The sequence below is a fragment of the Klebsiella sp. CN_Kp113 genome (genome assembly GCF_040064585.1).
GTDB lineage: Bacteria > Pseudomonadota > Gammaproteobacteria > Enterobacterales > Enterobacteriaceae > Klebsiella > Klebsiella michiganensis.
Genome location: NZ_JBEAID010000053.1, coordinates 1 through 23,207 on the forward strand (window position 1 = coordinate 1; position 23,207 = coordinate 23,207).

At 58.1% G+C, this 23,207-nt stretch carries 20 protein-coding genes and 1 pseudogene; 19 read left to right on the plus strand and 2 right to left on the minus strand.

From position 1 onward, the window contains the following. The 16 genes and pseudogenes from ABLV30_RS26470 to trpS all read left to right on the plus strand — a co-directional run. Positions 1-125 (plus strand): annotated as a pseudogene (locus tag ABLV30_RS26470) (BMC domain-containing protein); the annotation flags it as partial. 15 nt (positions 126-140) lie between these two features. Next, positions 141-419 (plus strand): BMC domain-containing protein, encoded by a 279-nt coding sequence (locus tag ABLV30_RS26475; RefSeq protein ID WP_002442217.1) that lies wholly within the window; start codon positions 141-143, stop codon positions 417-419. A gap of 53 nt (positions 420-472) precedes the next feature. Beyond that, on the plus strand, positions 473-2,068 hold the full coding sequence (locus tag ABLV30_RS26480) for an acetaldehyde dehydrogenase (acetylating) (protein ID WP_052954232.1): 1,596 nt from the start codon (positions 473-475) through the stop codon (positions 2,066-2,068). 26 nt (positions 2,069-2,094) lie between these two features. After that, entirely contained in the window at positions 2,095-2,352 is a 258-nt protein-coding gene (locus tag ABLV30_RS26485; protein ID WP_004098229.1) for a EutN/CcmL family microcompartment protein, read from the plus strand. A 15-nt stretch (positions 2,353-2,367) separates the two neighbouring features. After that, a complete protein-coding gene (locus ABLV30_RS26490; protein ID WP_047724629.1) occupies positions 2,368-3,522 on the plus strand; it encodes a 1-propanol dehydrogenase PduQ in 1,155 nt (384 codons plus the stop codon). Positions 3,523-3,547: 25 nt separating this feature from the next. Beyond that, entirely contained in the window at positions 3,548-6,934 is a 3,387-nt protein-coding gene (gene cutC, locus ABLV30_RS26495; RefSeq protein WP_064380985.1) for a choline trimethylamine-lyase, read from the plus strand. 56 nt (positions 6,935-6,990) lie between these two features. After that, a complete protein-coding gene (gene cutD, locus ABLV30_RS26500) occupies positions 6,991-7,938 on the plus strand; it encodes a choline TMA-lyase-activating enzyme (RefSeq protein ID WP_014227748.1) in 948 nt (315 codons plus the stop codon). A gap of 12 nt (positions 7,939-7,950) precedes the next feature. After that, positions 7,951-8,373 carry a BMC domain-containing protein gene (locus ABLV30_RS26505; protein WP_004098223.1) on the plus strand — a complete coding sequence of 141 codons (423 nt, stop codon included), beginning with the start codon at positions 7,951-7,953 and terminating at the stop codon, positions 8,371-8,373. Beyond that, positions 8,370-8,990, plus strand: coding sequence for a phosphate propanoyltransferase (locus ABLV30_RS26510; protein WP_014837302.1), 621 nt, complete (start codon positions 8,370-8,372; stop codon positions 8,988-8,990). Before ABLV30_RS26505 ends, ABLV30_RS26510 begins: the two co-directional genes overlap by 4 nt. Before the next feature lie 12 nt (positions 8,991-9,002). Next, complete coding sequence (locus ABLV30_RS26515) at positions 9,003-9,689, plus strand: hypothetical protein (protein WP_049078876.1); 687 nt, start codon at positions 9,003-9,005, stop codon at positions 9,687-9,689. 19 nt (positions 9,690-9,708) lie between these two features. Further along, on the plus strand, positions 9,709-10,122 hold the full coding sequence (locus ABLV30_RS26520) for a multidrug efflux SMR transporter (RefSeq protein WP_014227744.1): 414 nt from the start codon (positions 9,709-9,711) through the stop codon (positions 10,120-10,122). A gap of 17 nt (positions 10,123-10,139) precedes the next feature. Beyond that, entirely contained in the window at positions 10,140-10,469 is a 330-nt protein-coding gene (locus tag ABLV30_RS26525) for a multidrug efflux SMR transporter (RefSeq protein ID WP_004108688.1), read from the plus strand. A gap of 241 nt (positions 10,470-10,710) precedes the next feature. Next, positions 10,711-10,806 carry a tryptophanase leader peptide gene (tnaC, locus tag ABLV30_RS26530; protein ID WP_004098218.1) on the plus strand — a complete coding sequence of 32 codons (96 nt, stop codon included), beginning with the start codon at positions 10,711-10,713 and terminating at the stop codon, positions 10,804-10,806. Between the two features lie 124 nt (positions 10,807-10,930). Beyond that, complete coding sequence (gene tnaA / locus ABLV30_RS26535; protein ID WP_004128455.1) at positions 10,931-12,319, plus strand: tryptophanase; 1,389 nt, start codon at positions 10,931-10,933, stop codon at positions 12,317-12,319. A gap of 138 nt (positions 12,320-12,457) precedes the next feature. After that, a complete protein-coding gene (gene mtr, locus ABLV30_RS26540; protein WP_004098211.1) occupies positions 12,458-13,714 on the plus strand; it encodes a tryptophan permease in 1,257 nt (418 codons plus the stop codon). Between the two features lie 206 nt (positions 13,715-13,920). Then, on the plus strand, positions 13,921-14,928 hold the full coding sequence (gene trpS, locus ABLV30_RS26545; RefSeq protein ID WP_014227742.1) for a tryptophan--tRNA ligase: 1,008 nt from the start codon (positions 13,921-13,923) through the stop codon (positions 14,926-14,928). Between the two features lie 407 nt (positions 14,929-15,335). Here the strand turns inward: trpS and ABLV30_RS26550 are convergent, their stop codons facing one another. Further along, on the minus strand, positions 15,336-16,733 hold the full coding sequence (locus ABLV30_RS26550; protein ID WP_009652888.1) for a diguanylate cyclase: 1,398 nt from the start codon (positions 16,731-16,733) through the stop codon (positions 15,336-15,338). Positions 16,734-17,266: 533 nt separating this feature from the next. Here ABLV30_RS26550 and ABLV30_RS26555 point away from each other — a divergent pair. Genes ABLV30_RS26555 through ABLV30_RS26565 form a run of 3 tightly spaced genes read left to right on the plus strand, consistent with a single transcriptional unit; the run spans position 17,267 to position 22,184 of the window. Continuing rightward, complete coding sequence (locus tag ABLV30_RS26555; RefSeq protein WP_004098195.1) at positions 17,267-18,334, plus strand: HlyD family efflux transporter periplasmic adaptor subunit; 1,068 nt, start codon at positions 17,267-17,269, stop codon at positions 18,332-18,334. Then, positions 18,331-21,060: a ribosome-associated ATPase/putative transporter RbbA gene (gene rbbA / locus ABLV30_RS26560; RefSeq protein ID WP_064378383.1), complete on the plus strand. Its 2,730-nt coding sequence runs from the start codon at positions 18,331-18,333 to the stop codon at positions 21,058-21,060. The genes ABLV30_RS26555 and rbbA overlap by 4 nt, the downstream gene beginning before the upstream one ends. Next, on the plus strand, positions 21,060-22,184 hold the full coding sequence (locus ABLV30_RS26565) for an ABC transporter permease (protein WP_116281048.1): 1,125 nt from the start codon (positions 21,060-21,062) through the stop codon (positions 22,182-22,184). The genes rbbA and ABLV30_RS26565 overlap by 1 nt, the downstream gene beginning before the upstream one ends. Before the next feature lie 39 nt (positions 22,185-22,223). Here ABLV30_RS26565 and ABLV30_RS26570 read toward each other — a convergent pair whose 3' ends face one another. Beyond that, on the minus strand, positions 22,224-22,541 hold the full coding sequence (locus ABLV30_RS26570) for a hypothetical protein (protein ID WP_004098189.1): 318 nt from the start codon (positions 22,539-22,541) through the stop codon (positions 22,224-22,226). Positions 22,542-23,207 lie beyond the last annotated feature (666 nt).

The following is a 23,207-nucleotide window of genomic DNA, read 5'->3' on the forward strand; positions in this document are numbered from 1 at the left end:
AAGCGGCGGTGGATTCCGGCGTCGAATCCGCGCAGCGCATCGGTGAAGTGGTGACTTCGCTGGTTATCGCCCGCCCGCATAACGACATCAACAAAATCGTCTCGCATTACAAAATCATGGATTAACCGGAGAAAAACCTGATGAAAGAAGCGCTAGGGCTTATCGAAACCAAAGGGCTGGTGGCCTGTATTGAAGCGGCGGATGCGATGTGTAAAGCCGCCAACGTGGAGCTGATTGGCTATGAAAACGTCGGCTCCGGCCTCGTCACCGCGATGGTGAAAGGCGACGTCGGCGCGGTGAATGCCGCGGTGGATTCCGGCGTGGAAGCGGCAAAACGCATCGGCGAAGTCGTCACCTCTCGCGTCATCGCGCGTCCGCATAACGACATCGAAAAAATCGCGGCGCAGCACAAAGCATGACCTGACAGGGCGCGCCCCGTCTCCACTCTTTTAGTCTGATGAAGGATAGACTCATGATTGAACTGGATAACGATTTGCAGTCCCGGCAGAACGCCCGGGAGCTGGTGCGCAATGCCAAAAAGGCGCAGGCGATTCTGGCCACCTTTTCGCAGCAGCAAATCGACGCCATCGTGAAGAACGTGGCCCAGGAAGCGGCGCATCATGCCGAAGCGCTGGCGAAAATGGCCGCGGAAGAAACCGGTTTTGGCAACTGGCAGGACAAAGTGCTGAAGAACCGCTTCGCCTCGCTGCGCGTCTACGACGCCATCAAAGATATGAAGACCGTCGGTATCATTCATGACGATCCGCTACAAAAAGTGATGGACGTGGGCGTGCCGCTGGGGGTCATTTGTGCGCTGGTGCCGTCGACCAACCCGACCTCCACCGTCATCTACAAAACGCTGATTGCCCTGAAGGCCGGCAACGCGATTATCTTCTCCCCGCATCCCGGCGCCCGCCAGTGCAGCTGGAAAGCGATTGAAATCGTGAAGCGCGCGGCGGAAGCGGCAGGGGCACCTGCCGGTAGCGTCGACGCCATTAGCCAGCTGACCCTCGAAGCCACCTCAGAGCTGATGCACAGCAAAGACGTGTCGCTGATCCTGGCGACCGGCGGCGAAGGTATGGTGCGCGCCGCCTACGCGTCCGGCACGCCGACCATTAGCGGCGGCCCGGGTAACGGCCCGGCGTTTATCGAACGCAGCGCCGATATCCCCCACGCGGTGAAAGATATCATCACCAGTAAAACCTTCGATAACGGCGTGATCTGCGCCTCCGAGCAGTCGATTATCGTCGAACGCTGCATCTACGACGAAGTGCATCGCGAACTGGAAGCTCAGGGCGCGTACTTCATGAACGAAAGCGAAGCGGCAAAAATGTCGGCCCTGCTGCTGCGCCCCAACGGCACCATCAACCCTAAAGTGGTCGGTAAAACCGCGCTCTATCTGAGCCAGATGGCCGGCTTCTGCGTCCCGGCCAGCACCCGGGTGCTGATTGCCGCGCAGACCACGGTATCGCATTCCAACCCCTACTCGCGGGAAAAACTGTGCCCGGTACTCGGCCTGTACGTCGAAGAGGACTGGAAAGCCGCCTGCCACCGCGTCGTGGAGCTGCTGACCAACGAAGGCCTCGGCCACACGCTGGTGATCCACACCCGCAACCAGGACGTCATCCGCCAGTTCTGCCTGGAAAAACCGGTTAACCGCATTCTGATCAACACCCCGGCGGCGCTGGGCGGCATCGGCGCGACCACCAATATCACCCCGGCCCTGACCCTCGGCTGCGGCGCGGTCGGCGGCGGCTCCAGCTCAGACAACGTCGGGCCGATGAACCTGCTCAACATCCGCAAAGTGGGCTACGGCGTGCGCTCCATCGATGAGCTGCGCGCGCCGGGCAGCCGCCCGGAACCGCAGCCGACCATCGTCAGCCCGGCGGCCGGCCCGAACCGCAGCATTTTCGACGATGAACGTTTTAACGCCCCGGCGACCGCAGCCCACCCGGCCAGCGCCGACGATCGCTTTGCGACTGCCGCCGCCGTCGGCGCGGACAGCGAGATTAATGAGCAAAACGTGGAACGCGTCATCCGCCAGGTGCTGGAACGCCTTGGTAAGTAACACATTGATATAAGGCGATAAAAACAATGATTCTCGCAAAGGTAGTCGGACATGTCGTCGCCACGCAGAAGTGCGATGAGCTAAGGGGCAGCAACCTGCTGCTGATCGTCAAATTAGATGATGACCAGCAGCCGATGAAAGACCAGACCTGGGTTGCCGTTGATAGCGTCGGCGCCGGTATGCACGACATCGTGCTGGCCGAAGAGTACCTGGCGCTCAACAAAGAGCGCTACAAGGCCATGTCGGTGGTCGCCATTGTCGAGAACGTGTTTCGGGACGCTTAAGGAGTCAATAACCCAATGAGTGAATTTTTGCTGAAACCCCGGATTCGCTTTGGTCAGGATGCGCTTGCCATCCTGAACGAGCTGCCCGCCCGCAACGTGCTGCTGGTCACCGACCAGGCGATGGTTAAGTTTGGCCTCGCCGATCGCGTCACGCAGATCCTCGATGCGCGCGGCATCGCTTTCCAGGTCTGGGACGACGTGGTGGCCGACCCGGATATCGCCACCGTGGTGCGCGGTATGAAGCGGATGGATAACAGCTATCCGGATCTGGTTATCGCGCTGGGCGGCGGTTCGGTGATTGATGCAGCCAAAGCGGTTATTTTCGCCCTGGCGCAAACCCGTCCGGACGCTCACCGCGAGCCGCCCTGCTTTGTGGCGATCCCCACCACCAGCGGCACCGGCTCTGAGGTCACCGCCTTTTCAGTGGTGAAAGCCCACGCCGAGAAGCTGGTGCTGGTGGACCCGTCGCTGCTGCCGGATATCGCCATTCTTGACCCGGCGCTGGTGGCCTCGGTGCCGCCGGCGATCACCGCCGATACCGGGATGGACGTGCTGTGTCACGCGCTGGAAGCCTATGTCTCCCTCGCCGCCAGCGACTTTTCCGATGCGCTGGCGGAGAAAGTGGTGCAGCAGGTATTTCGCTTTCTGCCGACCTGCTGGCGCAACGGTGGCGACCTGCTGGCGCGGGAAAAGATGCACAACGCCTCCTGTATGGCGGGCATGGCTTTCACCAACGCGTCGCTGGGCATTACCCACAGCCTTGCCCACGCGCTCGGCGGCGTGTTTCGCGTCCCCCACGGCCGCGCTAACGCCCTGCTGATGGCGGACGTGGTGGCCTGGAACGCCGATTATCACGGGCAGTGCGATACCGATGCCGCCCGCAAATACGCCCGATTAGCCCATCTGCTGGATCTGCCCGCGGCCACTACCCGCCAGGGCGTCGCCAGCCTGCTGGTCGCCATTCAGGCGCTAAAAGACGAAATGAGCATGCCGGCCGGCATTCGTGATACCGGCGTCATTGCCGCCGAATTTGAACAGCGGCTGGCGGAGATGGTCGGCCAGGCGCTACGCGACAGCTGTACCCCGACGAACCCACGCGCGCCGGACGCTCACGCACTGACCGAACTCTATCGCCGGGCATGGACCGGCAACGCCGTTCAGGGCCACTGATAACAAGATTTGGAGAACCTTACCTATGGCACACTACAGCTTAACGCCGCGCGTCAAAGTGTTGGCAGAACGTTTACTCTCACAAAAAAGCACCCTGTGCACCGAACATGCCACCACGCTCAACGCCCTTGATGGCGATATCGCCGGGGTTCCCGCCGCCGTCAAACCGGCGCGCCGCTTCTATGAACTGATGCGCCAGCTGCCGCTGTGCATCAGCGCCGACGAGCTGATCGTCGGCAACCAGACCCGCAAACCGCACGGGGCGATTTTCCACGACGAGAGCGCCGTCCGTCGCCCGTCCGCGTTCCAGTTCCTCAACCTGAATAGCGATCTCGACTCCCCGGATTACAAGCTGGTGATCGAAAAAGGCGTGCTGGCGATAAAACATCAGCTGGAAGAGAAAACCCGCGCGCTGGGCAGCGCCGTCAGCCGCAGCGGCATGGATGAAGTCAACGGCTGCCGCGCGGCCATCTACGCCTGCGATGCCCTGCTGGCGCTGGCGCAAAACCTGGCCAACAGCGCGGAACAGCTGGCCGCCGCGGAAACCAACGCTTACCGCCGGGCGGAACTGCTGGACAGCGCCGCCATTCTGCACCACGTTCCGGCGCATCCGGCGCGCAGCTTCAAAGAGGCGTGCCAGGCCTTTTATCTGTTCCAGCTGGCGCTCCAGCTCGATAACGGCAGCTACGCCGTCAACCCGGAAGGCGCCGACAAAGCCCTGTTGCCTTACTACCAGCACGATATCAACAACGGCGCGCTCTCCCCGCAGCAGGCGTATGAAATCGTCGAATCGCTGTGGTTCAAGCTGGCGGAGCTGTGCGAAGTGCGCGCCGCCTGCGCGATCGACGGTTATCCGATGTTCGACGCCCTGCTCCACGGCGCAAGCCTTGAGAACGCGCGCATTAACGAACTCTCCGACATGTTCCTCAGCGCGCAGCACAACCTGAGCGCCCTGCATCTGCCGGTGCGTTTGTTCAAGGGCGTCCAGCACGTTTCCGCCGCCCCGTTTGCCGCCGCCGGCGAGACGCCGGCAGCAGAAGGGCTGACCCCGCGCATGCAGCGCCTGCGTAACCACTACCTGACCGTGCGCCCGAGCGTCTCTATCTACCGCGCGCTGGCCTTTACCGAAGTGGTCAAAGCCAACCCCGGCATGCCGACGATTCTGCTGCGCGCCAAAGCCTTCCGTCACGCCTGCGAAACCGCGCCGATTCTGATTCAGGACGATGAGCTGATCGTCGGTCATCCGTGCGGCAAGCCGCGCGCGGGCGCCTTCTCACCGGATATCGCCTGGCGCTGGGTGCGCGACGAACTCGATACCATGAGCACCCGTCCGCAGGATCCGTTTGAGATCAGCGAAGCAGATAAAAAAACCATCCGCGAAGAGATCGTGCCGTTCTGGGAAGGCCGCTCGCTGGATGAAATCTGCGAAGCCCAGTACCGAGAAGCGGGCGTATGGGCGTTCAGCGGCGAGACCTTCGTCAGCGACCTCTCCTACCACCAGATCAACGGCGGCGGCGACACCTGCCCGGGCTACGACGTGCTGCTGTTTACCAAAGGGATGAACGGCATTAAAGCCGACGCCGAGGCGCATCTCGCCAGCCTGAGTATGGAAAACCCGGAAGATATCGACCGCATCTACTACTACAAAGCGGCCATTGAAACCTGCGAAGGGGTGATTAACTACGCGCACCGCATCGCCGCCCGCGCCCGCGAACTGGCCGCGATTGAGCAGAACGCCCAGCGTCGCGCCGAGCTGCTGACCATCGCCGAGGTGAACCAGAACGTGCCGGCGAACCCGCCGAAAACCCTGCAGGAAGCGCTGCAGAGCATCTGGACCGTAGAGTCGCTGTTTGAAATTGAAGAGAACCAGACCGGACTGTCCCTGGGCCGCGTAGACCAGTACTGCTACCCGATGTTTGAAGCCGATATCCGCGAAGGCCGTCTGACTCACGACACCGCGCTGGAGCTGCTGCAGGCGTTTATCATCAAATGCGCCGAGCTGATGTGGATGTCCAGCGAGCTGGGGGCGAAATATTTCGCCGGCTATCAGCCGTTTATCAACCTGACCGTCGGCGGTCAGAAGCGCTCCGGCGGCGATGCCTGTAACGACCTGACCTACCTGATCATGGACGCCGTGCGCTTCGTGAAGGTTTACCAGCCGTCGCTGGCCTGCCGTATTCACAACCAGTCGCCGCAGAAGTATATGGAAAAAATCGTCGACGTCGTCAAAGCGGGGATGGGCTTCCCGGCCTGCCACTTCGACGACTCCCATATCAAGATGATGCTGCGTAAAGGCTTCGATTTCGAAGACGCCCGCGACTACTGCCTGATGGGCTGCGTCGAGCCGCAGAAATCCGGCCGCATCTATCAGTGGACCTCCACCGGCTACACCCAGTGGCCCATCGCTATTGAGTTCGTTTTAAACCGCGGCCGGATGGTGCTGTTTGACAGCTATCAGGGGCTGGATACCGGCGACCTGCGCGACCTGCACACCTTCGAGGATTTCGACGCGGCGGTGAAAAAACAGATCGCCCATATCGTACGCCTGTCGGCGATCGGGACGGTCATCAGCCAGCGCGTGCACCGCGACGTGGCGCCGAAGCCGCTGATGTCGCTGCTGGTGGAAGGCTGCATGGAAAAAGGCAAAGACGTTGCCGCCGGCGGCGCGATGATCAACCACGGCCCGGGGCTGATCTTCTCCGGTCTGGCGACCTACGTCGACTCCATGGCGGCGATTCGTAAGCTGGTGTTTGAAGAGAAGAAATACACCCTCGAGCAGGTGCGCGACGCGCTGCTGGCGAACTTCGAAGGCTTTGAAGGCCTGCGCCGCGACTGCCTCAACGCGCCGAAATACGGCAACGACGATAACTACGTCGATCAGTATGCGCTGGATATCACCGAGTGGACCGAGCGCGAGTGCCGTAAGTACAAGATGCTCTACTCCACCCTGAGCCACGGCACCCTGTCCATCTCCAACAACACGCCGATCGGCGAGCTGACCAACGCCACGCCGAACGGTCGCCTGGCGTGGATGCCGCTCTCCGACGGCATCAGCCCGACTCAGGGCGCGGATAAGCAGGGTCCGACGGCGATCATCAAGTCGGTGAGCAAGATGAACGTCGAAACCATGAACATCGGCATGGTGCACAACTTCAAGTTCCTCAAAGGGCTGCTGGATACCCCGGAAGGTCGTCACGGCCTGATTACCCTGCTGCGCACCGCGTCGATTCTCGGCAACGGCCAGATGCAGTTCAGCTATGTCGATAACGAAGTGCTGAAAAAAGCCCAGCAGGAGCCGGAAAAATACCGCGACCTGATCGTCCGCGTCGCGGGCTACAGCGCCTACTTCGTTGAGCTGTGCAAAGAAGTTCAGGACGAGATTATCAGCCGTACGGTCATCGAGAAGTTCTGATAAAGACACGGACGTTTTTGGACACGGATGTCCCGATCGTTTTTCTGGAGGTATGTGTGAGCGCAAAACAAGAATTAACCGGGCGAATATTCAATATTCAGAAATATTCGATCTATGACGGCGATGGGATCCGCACGCTGGTTTTTTTCAAAGGCTGCAATATTCGCTGCCCGTGGTGCGCTAACCCGGAAGGGCTGAATAGCCAGTTTCAGGTGATGTTCTCACAGGATAAATGCATTAACTGCGGCGACTGCGTCAACGTCTGCCCGGCGGGAATTCATTATCGGGCGGAAGAAAACGGCGAAATGAAGCATTTCGTCAACCGTAATAAAGACTGTATCGGCTGCCGCAAGTGCGAAGAGATCTGCACCCAGAACGCGCTGGATATTATGGGCAAAGATGTCACCGTCAGCGAACTGATGGAGATCATCATGCAGGACTACGACTTTTATATCTCCTCCGGCGGCGGCGTCACCATCGGCGGCGGGGAAATGAGCCTGCAGACCGATTTTGCCGTCGCTCTCTTTAGCGAATGCAAAAAGATGATGCTCAATACCGCCGTGGAAACGCAGGGCACCACGCCGCTGGCCAATTATCAAAAGCTGGCGCCGGTGACCGACACCTTCTTATTCGATATTAAGCAAATTAACAGCGAGCACCATAAAGCGTTATTTGGCATCGGTAACGAAGGCATTCGCCGCAACCTGGAGTGGCTGGTGGACTCCGGCGCTAACGTCATTATCCGCATGCCGCTGGTTCGCGGCTATAACGACTCGTTCGATGCCATTACCGGGGCCATTGATTACGTACAAAAGCTGGCGAAGCGCGGAAATATCCGCCGCATCGATATGCTGCCGTACCACCAGCTGGGGCGCAAAAAATATGAGCGCCTCGATATGCCTTACCCCATTACCCGAGACCCAACTTATTCCGCCGAGGAGTTAGACCGGCTGGAAACGTTCTTCACGCAGTTTGATTTTGATATTCGCTTAGTCCGCCATTAACAGGAGCCGACAATGAAAAGTTTAGGCGTAATTGAAACGCGAGGGTTAGTTGCCGCCGTTCAGGCCGTGGATGCCGCCTGCAAAAGCGCAGGCGTGTCCTGCATTGGCTACCGCAAAGTCGGTTCGGGGCTGGTGAGCGTCTGCTTTGAAGGGGAGATCAGCGCGATTCACACCGCTATCGAACGCGGCGTGGCCGTCGCCGCGCTCATCGACCCGCAGGTCAAATCCCTGACGATCGCCCGTCCGGAGCGCAGCGTCGTGGACGCCCTCAGCACCCTGAAAGGCCGTCCGCCGCGCGCGGAAGCTGCCGCGCCGCTTGAGGCTGAAGCCGTCGCGCCCGCCGCTGTAGAAACAAGGGAACCCACTGAACCCGCCGCCGCGCCTGCGCCGACGGAAGATAAAAACGCGGCGATGAGGAAAGGGAAGAAGGCATGATCGACACCCTGCTCCATGAAAAAATCGCCGCCCGCCTGAGCCACGTTGCTCCGGCTATTCCGGTCGGCATCTCTAACCGCCACGTCCATCTGGCGCAGCAGGACGTCGAAGCGCTGTTTGGCAAGGGCTACGTCCTGACGCCGTTTAAGCCGCTGCGCCAGCCGGGGCAGTTCGCGGCCCAGGAGTGCGTCACCGTGGTCGGTCCGAAGGGCTCGCTCACCCAGGTGCGCGTCCTCGGCCCAACCCGCCCGGTATCGCAGCTGGAAATCTCCCGCGCCGACTGCTTTACCCTCGGCATCAAAGCGCCGGTTCGCGAATCCGGCCAGCTGGAGAACGCGGGCAGCGCGCTGCTGATCGGCCCGGCAGGCCACGTTGAACTGCGATCGCAGGTGATCTGCGCCTGGCGGCATATCCATATGTCGCCGCAGGATGCCCGCCAGCTGAACGTCGCCAACGGCCAGAAGGTTAGCGTCCGCAGCGACGGCGAACGCCAGCTGACCTTTGATGAAGTGGTGGTGCGGGTACGCGAAGACTTCGCGCTGGAGTTTCATATTGATACCGAAGAGGCCAACGCCGCCGGCTTGAAAAACGGCGCGCAGGTCACGCTCATCGGCTAACGGAGGCTCGCCATGACCGACCAACAGATGGAAGACCTGGTTGAACGCATTATCCAGCGTCTGCGGCCGCCGGTACTGGTGATGGTGACCGCCGCGGCGGGCTACCGGCACGCTATTCGCCAGCGGCTGGCCGGCTGCGGCGAGAGCCTGCACCTGGCGCTGGATAGCGGGATTGACGACGGCGAGCAGTGGCGGGCTATCGGTAAAACGCTGCCGGCGGCCGACTGGCAACAGGAGCTGCCTTCGGTCTCGTATAAGGCGCTGCTGCTGCCGTTTCTCGACTACCCGCTGGCGGCGGATCTGGTGAAGGGTTCCCTGCACGGTCCGGTTGCCCGCCGCGTGCACGATGCCCTGCTGAGCGGCCTGCCGGTGCTGGCGCTGCGCTATCACTGCGATCCCGCCAGCGAGCTTAACCAGCTGCGCGGGGCGCAGCCTGATAGCGCTTACGCCGGACATATGCAGGCCACGCTGGCCCGCCTGGCCGAATGCGGCATCGCGCTGTGCACCATGAACGAATTGCTGGAGAAGCTGGCGTCGGGTCGCGAAGCGGCGGCGCCGTCGGCGAGCGGCCCGCGGCGTTATCTCACTGTCACAGACGTGGTGAATAATCCGGCGCTGGCCTGTGCTCCTGAAGCGCAGTTGACCGATGCCGCTATCGATTTTTTAAAAAACAGAAAAAAAGAACCTTACCTTAAATAGTAAACCCGGAGTTTAACTTATGTCTTCAAAAACAAAGTGTTGGCTATGGATGCTGCTGGTTATCGTTTCCGAAACCTCAGCCACCTCCACCCTCAAAATGTTCGGCAGCAGTGAAGGGATGAGCAAAATGCTGCTGCTCGGGCTGCTGGTGCTGCTGTACTGCACCTGCTACTACTCGCTGTCCCGCGCGGTGAAGGATATTCCCGTCGGTCTGGCCTACGCCACCTGGTCCGGTACCGGCATTCTCGTGGTATCGACGCTGGGAATGGCGTTTTACGGCCAGCACCCGGACACCGCCGCCATTATCGGTATGGCGGTTATCGCCAGCGGGATCGTGATCATGAACCTGTTTTCCAAAATGGGTAGCGAAGAGAGCGAGGAAGCACCCGCGCAGCCGGCCGCTGCATCTCTGGACAAAAAAGTCGCCAACTAACAGAAAAGGAACCGCTTATGTTTAACCTCGGATTTTTATGGCTGGCGCTGTCTATCGGCTCCGAAATCACCGGCACGTCGATGATCAAAAAGACCAACGGCTTCAGCAAGCTGGCGCCGTCGGTGCTGGTGGTCTGCGCCTACGGCCTGTGCTACTTCGCCCTCACCCGCGCGATGAGCACCATTCCGGTCGGCGTCGCCTACTCGCTGTGGTGCGGTTTTGGCATCGTCGGCGTCACGATTTGCTCAATGATCCTTTATAAGCAAAAACCGGATATCCCGGCTATTCTCGCCATGGTGCTGATCATCTCCGGCGGCATCATTATGAACGTCTTCTCCAGCATGTAAGTCCCGCCTGCGCCTTCATTGATTGCGGTGAAGGCGCTAATAACCTCACTCAATAAGCCGTTATTGGCGTAATAAAAAAACAAAAAACCATTGCCTGCTAATCAATAACGCTAAAAAGACGACGAGCGTCAAATTTTTATACTCCGCTTATCGATAAATTATTTTTTGTGATTTTAATCGTGGTTATTTTCTCATTTTACCTTATTTTTATGGCATCCCTTCACCCACAGAGGACGATGTCATGACGCAAAAATCGATTTATCGCCTCATTGCCCAGGGCGGCCTGGACGACTGGTATAATTTAGATCACCGCATCTCCAACGACTTCCCTCGTTAATTCTCCGCTGCTGTTTACTCCCTAAAAAAAATTAATTCAGCACTGCGTTTAGTCGCTATTTGTTGCGCTTTTTATTTGTCGCCAAATAGACAAACGCGGCACAGCATCCCCATGGAGAAAATAAATGAAACGTATCCCTGAGCCGTTCCGCATTAAAATGGTCGAAAACATTCGCATGACTACCTTTGACGATCGCGTCAAAGCGCTGGAAGAGGCGGGCTATAACCCGTTTTTGCTCAATAGCCAGGACGTGTATATCGACCTGCTGACCGACTCCGGCACCGGCGCGATGAGCGACCATCAGTGGGCCGGGCTGATGATGGGCGACGAAGCCTACGCCGGGTCGCGTAACTATCAGCATCTGTGCGAAAAGGTCAAAGAGATTATCGGCTATCCGTATACCATTCCCACCCATCAGGGGCGCGGCGCGGAGCAGATTCTGTTCCCGAGCCTGATTGCTCGCCGCAAGTCGGCGCATCCGGTGTTTATTTCCAACTTCCACTTCGATACCACCGCCGCGCACGTGGAGCTCAACGGCGCAAAAGCCATTAACGTGGTGACGCCGAAAGCCTTCGATACCACCTCGTGGTACGACTGGAAAGGCAACTTTGATATTGATTTGCTGAAAGCGACCATCGCCGAACACGGCGCGGAAAACGTGGCGGCGATTATTACCACCGTCACCTGTAACAGCTCCGGCGGCCAGCCGGTATCGCTGGCGAATATGCGCGAGGTGTATCAGATTGCCCGCCAGAATAATATTCCGGTGGTGATCGACTCCGCCCGCTTCTGCGAAAACGCCTGGTTTATTAAACAGCGCGAAGAGGGCTACGCCGATAAATCGGTGAAAGAGATTATTCTTGAGATGTACCAGTACGGCGATATGCTGACCATGTCCGCCAAGAAAGACCCGATGGTGAATATCGGCGGACTCTGCTGCTTCCGCGATGACGAAGATCTGTTCAACGAAGTGCGCATCCGCTGCGTGCCGATGGAGGGCTTTGTCACCTACGGCGGCCTGGCGGGACGCGATATGGAGGCGCTGGCTATCGGCCTGGAAGAAGGGACCAACGAGGATTACCTCGCTTATCGCATCAATCAGGTGGAATACCTCGGCGAACGCCTGCGCGAAGGCGGCATTCCTATTCAGTATCCGACCGGCGGCCATGCGGTGTTCGTCGATGCTAAGCTGCTGCTGCCGCATATCCCACCGGAGCAGTTCCCGGCGCACGCGCTAAACAACGAGCTGTATCTGGAAGCGGGCATCCGCAGCGTGGAAATCGGCTCCCTGCTGCTGGGCCGCGACCCGCAAACCGGCAAACAGAAGGCGTCGCCGATGGAGCTGCTGCGCCTGACCATTCCGCGCCGGGTTTACACCAACGATCATATGGACTATATCGCTGATGCGCTGATCGCCGTTAAGGCGCGCGCCGCCACGATTAAGGGCCTGACCTTCACCTATGAACCGCCGGTACTGCGCCACTTCGTCGCCAGACTGAAACCGGTGAAATAAACCGCATCACGGCGCTCTCGCAATGAGAGCGCCATTAATTTAATTCCATCTCTTTAAGCTCAATCATTCGGGTTGCGCCGGGTAGCCGTTTTCCCGCAGCCCCTTATTTAATATATAGCCACGTGAGGAATGCACCTTATGGCTACACTATCAGTCTCAAAAGCGGTCTCAACTAATACTCCATCGCTAATTGGCGGAGCGATGATTATCGGCGGCACGATTATTGGCGCAGGCATGTTTTCTTTACCTGTGGTGATGTCCGGCGCCTGGTTTTTCTGGTCGCTGCTGGCGCTCATTTTTACCTGGTTTTGCATGCTGCATTCCGGGTTAATGATCCTCGAAGCCAATCTCAATTATCATATTGGCGCCAGCTTCGACACGATTACAAAGGATTTACTGGGAAACGGCTGGAATATTATTAACGGCCTGACCGTCGCCTTTGTTTTATATATCCTGACCTACGCCTATATTTCCGCAAGCGGTTCAGTTATTCAGCATACTTTTGCGCAGATGAACCTCGCGGTTCCCGCACGCCTGGGCGGGCTGGCGTTCGCGCTGGTGGTCGCCTTTATCGTCTGGCTAAGTACGAAAGCGGTAAGCCGGATGACGACTATCGTGCTGGGCGCCAAAATCCTCACCTTTTTTATGACCTTCGGCGGCCTGATGTGGCACGTGGAGCCCGCGATTCTGTTTAACCGCGCGGAGGTCAATGCGTCCTATCTCCCCTACGTCCTGATGACGCTGCCGTTCTGCCTGGCCTCCTTTGGCTATCACGGCAACGTCCCCAGTCTGATGAAGTACTACGGTAAAGACCCGCTTATCATTCGCCGCTGCCTGCTGCTCGGCACGCTGATGGCGCTGGTGCTGTATATCATCTGGCTGGTCGGCACAATGGGCAATATTCCGCGCCCGGCGTTTATCGCTATCGCCGAAAAAGGCGGCAACATCGACGTGCTGGTGCAGACCTTAAGCGGCCTGCTGAACAGTTCGACCCTGGACTTACTGCTGACGGTCTTTTCCAACTTCGCCGTCGCCAGCTCGTTCCTGGGCGTGACTCTTGGCCTGTTTGATTATCTGGCGGATCTGTTTAAGTTTGACGATAGCCGGCTGGGGCGGTTTAAAACCGCGCTGGTGACCTTTCTGCCGCCGATCGCCGGCGGGCTGCTGTGGCCTAACGGTTTTATCTACGCCATTGGTTTCGCCGGTCTCGCCGCCACCGTCTGGGCCGCTATCGTCCCCGCCCTGCTGGCGCGCGCCTCGCGCAGGCGTTTCGGCAGCCCGAACTATCGGGTCTGGGGTGGCAATGCCATGATTATCCTGATTTTGTGCTTCGGCGGCGCCAACGCAATAATTCATATTTTATCCAGCTTTAACCTGCTGCCGGTTTATCGCTGAATAAAAAAGGGCTTTTACTGCCGCGGCTTTTCGTGGCAGGATAAAAAGATGAACAGAAACGTTGTCATCTCTCACCTCCGCCGTTGGTGGCTGCCTGCATAACAGGCGGCAAGATTTGACGTTTCCTCTATTCAAAGCCGCCGGAAGGCGGCTTTGTTGTTTCTGAGTGTCGCCCTTCGGCCTGATAGCATCCTAAGGAGTCACTTATGAACACCAGCCAAACGATCCTGACCGGCGACCGTCCTACCGGCCAGCTGCACCTCGGCCACTACGTCGGTTCCCTGCGCCAGCGCGTGCTGCTCCAGCACGACCACCAGCAGTTTATCCTCGTCGCGGATCTCCAGGGACTGACCGACAACGGCAGCAACCCGCAAAAAATCAGCAGCAATATCCTTGAGGTGATGGCCGATTATCTCGCCGTCGGCATCGATCCGCAGAAGACCACCATTTGCCTGCAATCCGCCCTGCCGGCGCTGGCCGAACTCAGCGCGCTGTATATGAATATCGTCACCGTCGCCCGGGTTGAACGCAATCCGACGGTGAAAAATGAAATCGCCCAGAAGGGATTTTCCCGCTCGCTGCCGGTGGGATTTTTAGCCTATCCCATAAGCCAGGCCGCCGATATTACCGCCTTTAAGGCCGAACTGGTGCCGGTTGGCGACGATCAGCTACCGATGATTGAACAGACCAATGAGATCGTGCACAAAATGAATAGCCTGACGACGACGCCGATCTTACGGCACTGCAAAGCGCTGCTCAGCGACGTCAGCCGCCTGCCGGGCATTGATGGCAACGCCAAAATGTCGAAATCGCTGGGGAACACGCTCACCCTTTCGGCCAGCGAAGAGGAGATCCACCGTGCGGTCAGCGCCATGTATACCGACCCGAATCACCTGCGGGTCGCCGACCCGGGTCAGACAGAAGGCAACGTGGTATTCACTTATCTCGACGCCTTTCATGCTGATAAGACCTTCGTTGCCGAGATGAAAGCCCACTATCGGCGCGGAGGGCTGGGCGACAGGCAGTGCAAAAACGCGCTGGAGACCTGCTTACAGGAGCTGCTGGCGCCGATACGCGAACGCCGGGCGACCTATATTCAGGATAAAGGCATGCTGCTGGCGCTGCTGCGCCGGGGAAGCGAGCGGGCGCACGAACTGACACAACGGACGCTGCATGAAGTAAAACGCGGCCTGGGGCTGCCGGTGCTGTTTTGAGGCGCGGCGATCTCTCCGCACTGAAATCCGCTGCCACATCTCTCCCGGGGGCGGCGCCTGAGGCGCCTTGCCCGGGCTACAGGTTCACAGCCGTCTGCGGTCAGGTAGCCGGGACAGGCTCAGCGCGCCGCCCCCGGGATGGCGCCCGACCGGAAGATATTCTGCGGTTTATTCCCCGGTGGCGGCTGTCGCCTTGCCCGGGCTACAGGTTCACAGCCGTCTGCGGTCAGGTAGCCCGGACAGGCGCAGCGCGCCGCCTCCGGGATGGCGCCCGATCGGAAGATATTCTGCGGTTTATTCCCCGGTGGCGGCTGTCGCCTTACCGGGGCTACGGGTTTACTGCCGTCTGCGATCCAGTAGCCCGGACAAGGCGCCTCAGGCGCCGCCTCCGGGAAGGACCCGGCAGCTTAGTTGCCGTCGCCTTCATGCAGCTTCACGCAGTTGCGCCCATCGCGCTTGGCGACGTACAGCGCGCTGTCGGCATCGCGCAGCAGCAGATTGTAATCCGGATGACCGGTGTGGACGGCGTAGCCGATGCTGGCGGTAATCGAAATCTCATTGTCAGCGCCAACGCTAAACGCCAGCTGGCTGATTTTTTTACGCAACCGTTCAAGGATAGTAAAGGCTTCCGCGGCGCCGGTCTCCACCAGCACCAGCAGAAACTCCTCGCCGCCGTAGCGGAAGATATAATCGCTGGATCGAATATTATCGCTGAGCAGCTCCGCAACGTGCTTAATCGCCCGGTCGCCGACCATGTGGCCCCAGCTATCATTGATTTCTTTAAAGTGGTCGATGTCGATAATCGCCACCGTCATCGGCAGTTCATATTCCATCGCCAGCGTCACTTCATGCTTGAGGACAACCGGCAGATAGCGGCGGTTAAGCAGGCTGGTCAGCGTATCCTTACCGCTTTGCATCTGCGACAGGCTGCTAAACAGCACCCCCATCTGGCTGCCGATCTGCTGGCAATGGATATGGATCCCCTGCAGCAAAGCCTGCGTGTTTTTATACTCAGAACCCTCAGACGAGGATTTCCAGGCGGATAACAGCGCATCCACCTTGCTAATTAAGTCGGCGATTTCCTGCATTTGCGGATTTTTGTTAAAATAACGCACGCATTTATGGCGGAACCACAAGCCAAATTCAGAATCAGATAATAACGCTCCGTTAATATCGCTTTTATTATCGCTAACGATATTAAAAATAGCGGTATTTTCCCATCCGGAGAGCGAGGCCTGCTGTTTGCCATATTCCAGCGGAACGTTATCCATCAGGCTATACAGGCGGTACGCTTCTTCATTTTTCGTCGCCCGATAGTGCGACAGGGTATAGGCGTGGCACATCATTTCTACCGCCATGTTAATGGCCATGATGGCGTAGTAGATGGCGGCAACGCTGGTCTCGCGATCGAGCTGGCTATCGCGGATATTTTCAATCAGCCCGGCTTTCAGCTGGCGCGCGCCGCGCAGTACCGCCTCTGCCGGGATACCGATGCGTGAATGGATGCTGCCGATCAGGTACTGCCGCTCCGCCAGCGCCTGCAGATTTTCCTTATCGCACATCAGGATATCTTTCACCCACCCGGCCAGCGAGCTGCTGAGCCGCTCCTGAACTAAGTCATAGCTAAGGTGCCGCGCAATGTCCGGGTCCTGGAAAATAAAATCATAAAAACGGGTCGCTAACGCCTCCGCCTGCTGCCCGGCAATATTTTTAAGTACCGCCCTCACTTCCGGCGTCAGGCTGTCGTACAGCGGCAACCACTCCTTAAAAATAATCGAGATATATTTTTGGCTTTCATCTTTCATTGAATAAAGCGCTCGCCCGGCGTGAGTGTATTTTCAGGGCCGCCGATCATACAACAGTTCTCCTGGGGCAACCAGATTAAAAATGCGCCAGTCGCCAGGGAATAATATCCTCTGGTTATTAGCGCTAAGGAATAGCTTATATGTACGATGATTTAATGAAGAACGATTAAGATTATCTGCGCCGGTATCCGGAGCATTAACCCCAATAGGCATTATGGGTAATATTGTTCCATCGCGCTCCTCGCTGTTTTTATGTTAACCCGACAACAAGACCCTGCTTTGTATATGGACATACTCATTGCGGGTGTTAGTATGACATTGACGGTAGCAATAAATATGCGTGTTTCATTTAAGGCGAGGATTGCTGATGATGACCACATTGATCGCACCTCTTTCTGACCGGTTAGCAGCGCTGCAGGCTCCCTGCGCCGGTCGGCCTTATCCCCGATTTCTCCCTTCCCTGAAGAGACGAAACTCCGCCATGCGGAGGAGAAGCGCGCACCACTCAGCCTATGGAACAAAGCGAGTCGCGTATGGACAAAATCAAACGGCGTTGGGTTGGATACGTTATTGGTTTAGCGGTGGTGATTGCCGCAGCGGCATGGTGGATGCTTCGCCCGCCGGGAATTCCTGAGGGCTTTGCCAGCAGTAACGGCAGGATTGAAGCCACAGAAGTCGATATCGCCACCAAAACCGCCGGGCGTATCGACACCATCCTGGTCAAAGAGGGGCAGTTTGTTCGCCAGGGCGACGTGTTGGCCCGTATGGACACCCGGGTACTCAACGAACAACGGCTGGAGGCCGCCGCGCAAATCAAGGAAGCAGAGAGCGCGATTGCCGCCGCGAAAGCCCTGCTCGACCAGCGTCAAAGCGAAATGCGCGCTACGGAAGCGGTGGTGAAGCAGCGGCAGGCGGAGCTGAACTCCTCGGCTAAACGTCACGTCCGCTCCAGCACGCTCTCGCAGCGCGGCGCGGTCTCCGCGCAGCAGCTGGATGACGACCAGGCGGCGGCAGAAAGCGCCAGGGCGGCGCTGGAATCCGCCAAAGCGCAGGTCTCTGCCGCCAGGGCCGCGATTGAGGCGGCGCGCACCAGCATCATTCAGGCGCAAACCCGGGTCGAGGCCGCCCAGGCGACCGAACGGCGGATTATCGCCGATATCGACGATAGCGAGCTGAAAGCCCCGCGCGATGGCCGCATTCAGTACCGCGTCGCCGAACCGGGAGAGGTGCTGGCGGCGGGCGGCCGGGTGCTGAATATGGTCGATTTATCCGATGTCTATATGACCTTCTTCCTGCCTACCGAGCAGGCGGGTCTGCTGGCGCTGGGCAGCGAAGCGCGAATTATCCTCGATGCCGCGCCGAATCTGGTGATCCCCGCCAATATCAGTTTTGTCGCCAGCGTGGCGCAGTTTACGCCTAAAACGGTGGAAACCAGCGATGAACGGCTGAAGCTGATGTTCCGCGTAAAAGCCCGTATTCCGCCAGAGCTGCTGGCGGAGCATCTGGAGTATGTGAAGACCGGCCTGCCCGGGATGGCCTGGGTCCGCCTGGATAACCAGCAGGCGTGGCCTGAAGCGCTGACGGTGAGGTTGCCGCAATGAAAACCGTCGCCCGCCTGGAAAACGTCAGCCAGCACTTTGGCGCAACCGTCGCGCTGAAGGACATTACGCTGAGCATTCCCGCTCGCCGTATGGTGGGCCTGATCGGGCCCGACGGCGTGGGCAAGTCCAGCCTGCTATCGCTGATCTCCGGCGCGCGCGTGATTGAGCACGGTAACATTATGGTGCTCGGCGGCGATATGAGCGAGGTACGTCATCGCCAGGACGTCTGCCCGAAAATCGCCTGGATGCCCCAGGGGCTGGGGAAGAACCTCTACCATACCCTGTCGGTCTATGAAAACGTCGATTTCTTCGCCCGTCTGTTCGGCCATGATAAAGCCGAACGCGACATCCGCATCAATGAGCTGCTCCAGAGTACCGGCCTGGCGCCGTTTCGCGACCGCCCGGCAGGAAAGCTCTCCGGAGGGATGAAGCAAAAGCTCGGCCTGTGCTGCGCGCTCATTCACGACCCGCAGCTGCTGATCCTCGATGAACCCACCACCGGCGTCGATCCCCTCTCGCGGGCGCAGTTTTGGGATCTGATCGACAGCATCCGCCAGCGTCAGCCGGAGATGAGCGTCCTGGTCGCCACCGCTTACATGGAGGAGGCGGAGCGCTTTGACTGGCTGGTGGCCATGAACGCGGGGGAAGTTCTGGCAACCGGCAGCGCCGATGAGCTTAAAGCGCACACGGCGAGTCAGACGCTGGAACAGGCGTTTATCGCTCTGCTTCCCGAAGCCCAGCGCCTGGCGCATAAAGAGGTGATCATCCCGCCGCGCAATGCCGATGAAAGCGAAGTTGCGATTGAAGCGCGTGGGCTAACGATGCGCTTCGGTCAATTTGTCGCCGTTGACCACGTCAACTTTCGCATTGCCCGCGGCGAGATTTTCGGCTTCCTCGGCTCTAACGGCTGCGGCAAATCAACGACTATGAAAATGCTGACCGGGCTGCTACCGGCCAGCGAAGGCGAGGCGTGGCTGTTTGGCCAGCCGGTCGACCCCAGGGATATCGAAACCCGCCGCCGCGTTGGCTATATGTCGCAGGCCTTCTCCCTCTATAGCGAACTGACCGTACGGCAAAACCTCGAGCTGCATGCCCGCCTGTTCCACATTCCGGATGCGGAGATCCCGGGGCGGATCGCCGAAATGAGCCAGCGCTTTATGCTGGAAGAGGTTGAGGACACCCTGCCCGCTTCGCTGCCGCTAGGTATCCGCCAGCGGCTCTCGCTGGCGGTCGCGGTGATCCACCGCCCGGAAATGTTAATCCTTGATGAACCCACCTCCGGCGTCGATCCGGTAGCCCGGGACATGTTCTGGCAGCTGATGGTCGATCTTGCGCGTCAGGACCGGGTGACCATTTTTATCTCCACCCACTTTATGAATGAAGCGGAACGCTGCGATCGCATTTCGCTGATGCATGCCGGAAAAGTGCTGGCCAGCGATACGCCGCAGGCGCTGGTGGAGCAGCGCGGATCGGCCAGCCTTGAAGAGGCGTTTATCGCCTGGCTACAGGAAGCGGCGGATGCCTCACAGCCGCCTGATGCGCAGGCTGCACCGGTTCCCGCGATGGAACATAAAGCCGAAAGCGTGGCGCCGCGTCAGGCGTTCAGCCTGCAGCGCCTGTTTAGCTACAGCCGCCGCGAAGCGCTTGAGCTGCGCCGCGATCCGGTGCGATCGACTCTGGCACTGCTCGGCACCGTGATCCTGATGTTTATTATGGGCTATGGGATCAGTATGGACGTCGAAGATCTGCGGTTTGCGGTGCTCGACCGCGACCAGACCGTCAGCAGCCAGGGCTGGTCGCAAAATATCGCCGGCTCACGCTACTTCATCGAACAGCCGCCGCTGCAAAGCTATAGCGAACTGGACAGAAGAATGCGCAACGGCGAGCTGGCGGTAGCGATTGAAATTCCCCCTAATTTTGGCCGCGATATCGCCCGGGGAACGCCGGTGCAGATTGGCGTGTGGGTGGACGGCGCGATGCCGAACCGCGCGGAGACGGTGCGCGGCTACGTGCAGGCTATGCATCTGGCCTGGCTGCAGGAGATGGCCGGCCGCCAGGCCAGCCCCAATCGCGATACCTCACTGATTTCCATCGAGACCCGCTATCGCTATAACCCGGATGTGAAGAGCCTGCCGGCGATTGTACCGGCAGTGATTCCGCTGCTGTTGATGATGATCCCGGCGATGCTCAGCGCGCTCAGCGTGGTCCGCGAGAAAGAGCTTGGTTCAATCATCAATCTGTACGTGACGCCAACCACCCGCAGCGAATTTCTGCTGGGTAAACAGGTGCCGTATATCGTGCTGGGGATGTTCAACTTCTTCCTGCTCTGCGCGCTGTCGGTCTTTGTTTTTGGCGTACCGCACAAAGGGAGTTTTCTGACGCTCACCCTCGCCGCGCTGCTCTACGTCATTATCGCCACCGGACTTGGCCTGCTGATTTCAACCTTTATGAAAAGCCAGATTGCGGCGATTTTCGGCACCGCGATCATTACGCTTATCCCGGCGACGCAGTTTTCCGGGATGATCGACCCCGTCGCCTCGCTGGAAGGACCCGGGCGCTGGATTGGCCAGATTTATCCAACCAGCCACTTTCTGACCATCGCGCGAGGAACGTTTTCCAAAGCGCTGAATCTGACCGACCTGTGGGGATCCTTTATTCCGCTGCTTATCGCGGTTCCGCTGGTGCTGGGCCTGAGCGTGTGGCTGTTGAAAAAACAGGAGGGATAATGCGCGGACTACGCAATATTTATAATTTGGGGATGAAAGAGCTACGCAGCCTGCTGGGCGATAAAGCGATGCTGACGTTGATTGTCTTTGCTTTTACCGTCTCGGTTTACTCCTCCGCGACCGTTATGCCGGGTTCGCTGCATCTGGCGCCCATCGCTATTGCCGACATGGATAAGTCGCAGCTTTCATCGCGTATTATCAATGGTTTTTACCGGCCCTGGTTTTTGCCGCCGGCGCTGATCACCGCTAATGAGATGGACGCCGGACTGGATGCGGGACGCTATACTTTCGCCATCAATATTCCGCCGGATTTCCAGCGCGACGTTCTGGCCGGACGCCAGCCCGCGCTACAGGTTAACGTCGACGCGACGCGAATGAGCCAGGCGTTTACCGGCAATAGCTATATCCAGAATATCGTCACCGGCGAGGTGAACAGCTTTGTCGCCCGCTACCGGGACAACGGCACGCTGCCGGTTGAGCTGGCCGTCAGGATGCGTTTTAACCCGAACCTGGAACAGGAGCGTTTCGGCGCCGTCATGGCAATTATCAACAATATCACCATGCTGGCGATCGTGCTGACCGGCTCGGCGCTGATACGCGAGCGGGAGCATGGTACCGTGGAGCACCTGCTGGTTATGCCGGTCACGCCGTTTGAAATCATGATGGCGAAGATATGGTCAATGGGGCTGGTGGTGCTGGTGGTTTCCGGACTCTCCCTGATCCTGATGGTTCAGGGCGTGCTGCAGGTACCGATAGAAGGCTCGATACCGCTCTTTATGCTTGGGGTGGCCCTGAGCCTGTTTGCCACCACCTCAATCGGCATTTTTATGGGCACGGTGGCGCGTTCCATGCCGCAGCTGGGGCTGCTGATGATTCTGGTCCTTTTGCCGCTGCAGATGCTTTCCGGCGGCTCCACGCCCCGGGAAAGTATGCCGCAGGCTGTACAGGATATTATGCTCACCATGCCGACGACCCACTTTGTCAGCCTGGCGCAGGCCATTCTTTATCGAGGCGCTGATTTCTCTATCGTCTGGCCGCAGTTTCTGACGCTGCTGGCTATCGGTGGCGTGTTTTTTACTATCGCCCTACTGCGTTTTCGTAAGACGATCGGGGAAATGGCCTGAGGCAATACCGATGTCGCTCTGCCGGTCGCGACATCGGCGCTATTTATGGCGATTCATAAAGCGCCGCAGAGCCCAGGTGAACCCCATCGCCATGCTGAACAGGATAAACAGCAGCAGCACCCAGCTGACGGAAATTCTCAGCAGCGCACTTAGCGTCATAAGCGGCTGAAGATACACGGTAAACGAGTGGTCGGTGGGCTTACCCAGAAGAACCATTAATCCATCCGTTAACCAGACAAGCGCCCGGCAAACCAGCCAGATGATCGCCGGCCAGCAGAGCAGGACCAGAAAGGTAAAACGCTCCCGGATATAATGTATCAGTTGGCGCAAAGGAGGCCAGTTAATCAGAAATTTCATTTATATTCTCATATTGCCAGCCGGTAACATGCACTATTCGTCAAAAGACGTTACCGGGTTAGCTTCCATACAGGCAATGCACCCTATGTTTTTAGCAAATTTGAATTAACTTAAACCAGATCGAGTTAACAAAGTGTTAAGGACACTAAGTCATTTCGCAGAAAAAGTCCAGCTGTTATGCCTGTGTGCTTGGCAGGGGAGAGGGTTTCGTATCTATTTGTTAACCTGATGACTTTAGAATAACTTAAGCGTTATGCGGGTAATATTCTTAATATAATTCCTATTAAATATTCAGAAACGCGTTTATCTCTATTTTTATTTTCATATAACGTTCATGCTAATTATTTTATTCACAAAATAAATTCTTTGTAGATGAGTTTTCGATAAATAATTGAGTTTAAATAGATCTATGCTATTCGCCGTCACGGCTTTCAGTAGTTTTGCCGGCAAGCTCCCCGCACGATTCATCGTTCTCGTTGCGACGCCAGGCAAAGTGGCACAAACTCTTTAATTTCAAATGGATAGATATTTATGCTGCTTAAGTACTGCTGATGCCCTATTGTGACAACGGTATGGTAAACGATCCCTACCGGGCTTTTATGCGGGATTTCTCAGGCGACAAAAACGCAAAAAGCCCATCCGTCAGGATGGGCTCTTCACTTGTTT

What these genes read in the sequence shown, in the direction of transcription:
- ABLV30_RS26475 (WP_002442217.1), top strand. Translation starts at nt 141, where the DNA reads ATGAAAGAAGCGCTAGGGCTTATCGAAACCAAAGGGCTGGTGGCCTGT.
- ABLV30_RS26480 (WP_052954232.1), top strand. Translation starts at nt 473, where the DNA reads ATGATTGAACTGGATAACGATTTGCAGTCCCGGCAGAACGCCCGGGAG.
- ABLV30_RS26485 (WP_004098229.1), top strand. Translation starts at nt 2,095, where the DNA reads ATGATTCTCGCAAAGGTAGTCGGACATGTCGTCGCCACGCAGAAGTGC.
- ABLV30_RS26490 (WP_047724629.1), top strand. Translation starts at nt 2,368, where the DNA reads ATGAGTGAATTTTTGCTGAAACCCCGGATTCGCTTTGGTCAGGATGCG.
- cutC (WP_064380985.1), top strand. Translation starts at nt 3,548, where the DNA reads ATGGCACACTACAGCTTAACGCCGCGCGTCAAAGTGTTGGCAGAACGT.
- ABLV30_RS26505 (WP_004098223.1), top strand. Translation starts at nt 7,951, where the DNA reads ATGAAAAGTTTAGGCGTAATTGAAACGCGAGGGTTAGTTGCCGCCGTT.
- ABLV30_RS26510 (WP_014837302.1), top strand. Translation starts at nt 8,370, where the DNA reads ATGATCGACACCCTGCTCCATGAAAAAATCGCCGCCCGCCTGAGCCAC.
- ABLV30_RS26515 (WP_049078876.1), top strand. Translation starts at nt 9,003, where the DNA reads ATGACCGACCAACAGATGGAAGACCTGGTTGAACGCATTATCCAGCGT.
- ABLV30_RS26520 (WP_014227744.1), top strand. Translation starts at nt 9,709, where the DNA reads ATGTCTTCAAAAACAAAGTGTTGGCTATGGATGCTGCTGGTTATCGTT.
- ABLV30_RS26525 (WP_004108688.1), top strand. Translation starts at nt 10,140, where the DNA reads ATGTTTAACCTCGGATTTTTATGGCTGGCGCTGTCTATCGGCTCCGAA.
- tnaC (WP_004098218.1), top strand. Translation starts at nt 10,711, where the DNA reads ATGACGCAAAAATCGATTTATCGCCTCATTGCCCAGGGCGGCCTGGAC.
- tnaA (WP_004128455.1), top strand. Translation starts at nt 10,931, where the DNA reads ATGAAACGTATCCCTGAGCCGTTCCGCATTAAAATGGTCGAAAACATT.
- mtr (WP_004098211.1), top strand. Translation starts at nt 12,458, where the DNA reads ATGGCTACACTATCAGTCTCAAAAGCGGTCTCAACTAATACTCCATCG.
- trpS (WP_014227742.1), top strand. Translation starts at nt 13,921, where the DNA reads ATGAACACCAGCCAAACGATCCTGACCGGCGACCGTCCTACCGGCCAG.
- ABLV30_RS26550 (WP_009652888.1), bottom strand. Translation starts at nt 16,733, where the DNA reads ATGAAAGATGAAAGCCAAAAATATATCTCGATTATTTTTAAGGAGTGG.
- ABLV30_RS26555 (WP_004098195.1), top strand. Translation starts at nt 17,267, where the DNA reads ATGGACAAAATCAAACGGCGTTGGGTTGGATACGTTATTGGTTTAGCG.
- rbbA (WP_064378383.1), top strand. Translation starts at nt 18,331, where the DNA reads ATGAAAACCGTCGCCCGCCTGGAAAACGTCAGCCAGCACTTTGGCGCA.
- ABLV30_RS26565 (WP_116281048.1), top strand. Translation starts at nt 21,060, where the DNA reads ATGCGCGGACTACGCAATATTTATAATTTGGGGATGAAAGAGCTACGC.
- ABLV30_RS26570 (WP_004098189.1), bottom strand. Translation starts at nt 22,541, where the DNA reads ATGAAATTTCTGATTAACTGGCCTCCTTTGCGCCAACTGATACATTAT.